We start from the raw sequence: 628 nt of genomic DNA, 5'->3' as shown, positions 1-628 counted from the left end.
CGCACGGCGTGGCGACGGAGGCCGGCTTCGTCGAGCGGCTGGCGCTGTTCTTCGCCAACCACTTCGCGGTCTCGGCCGACAAGGGGCCGGTCCGCGTGCTCGCCGGCGCCTTCGAGCGCGAGGCGATCCGCCCGCACGTGCTCGGGCGCTTCGCCGACATGCTGCGCGCCGTGCAGCGCCACCCGGCGATGCTGATCTACCTCGACAACCAGCGCTCCGTCGGCCCGGGCTCGGTGGCCGGCGCGCGCCGCGGCCTCGGCCTCAACGAGAACCTCGCCCGCGAGACCCTGGAATTGCACACGCTGGGCGTCGACGGCGGCTACGGCCAGGCCGACGTCACGGCGCTGGCCGCGGTCCTCACCGGGCGCGGCTGGGTGCCGCCGCGGGCCGACCGGCCGGATGCCGGGCGCTTCCTGTTCAGTCCCAACCGGCATGAGCCGGGCCCGGCGACGATCCTCGGCCGGACCTACGAACCGGGCGGGCTGGAGCAGGGCGACGCGGTGCTGGACGCGCTCGCGCGCCACCCGGCGACCGCCCACCACCTCGCCCGCAAGCTCGCGACCCACTTCATCGCCGACGACCCGCCGGACGGCGCGGTGGCGCGCCTCGCCACCGCCTACCGCGAGGG

The 628-nt window shown here is 76.4% G+C and carries 1 protein-coding gene; it reads left to right on the top strand.

The genetic code is table 11. The annotated features are described in order from the left end of the window. On the top strand, positions 1-628 hold a 628-nt coding region (locus FV222_RS28535; protein ID WP_147816477.1), incomplete at both ends, for a DUF1800 family protein.

Origin of the sequence: Methylobacterium sp. WL103 (genome assembly GCF_008039885.1) — a bacterium.
In the GTDB taxonomy this organism is placed as follows: Bacteria; Pseudomonadota; Alphaproteobacteria; order Rhizobiales; family Beijerinckiaceae; genus Methylobacterium; species Methylobacterium cerastii.
The sequence above is the reverse complement of the archived record's forward strand: the minus strand, read 5'-3'. Positions and strand labels throughout refer to the sequence as shown.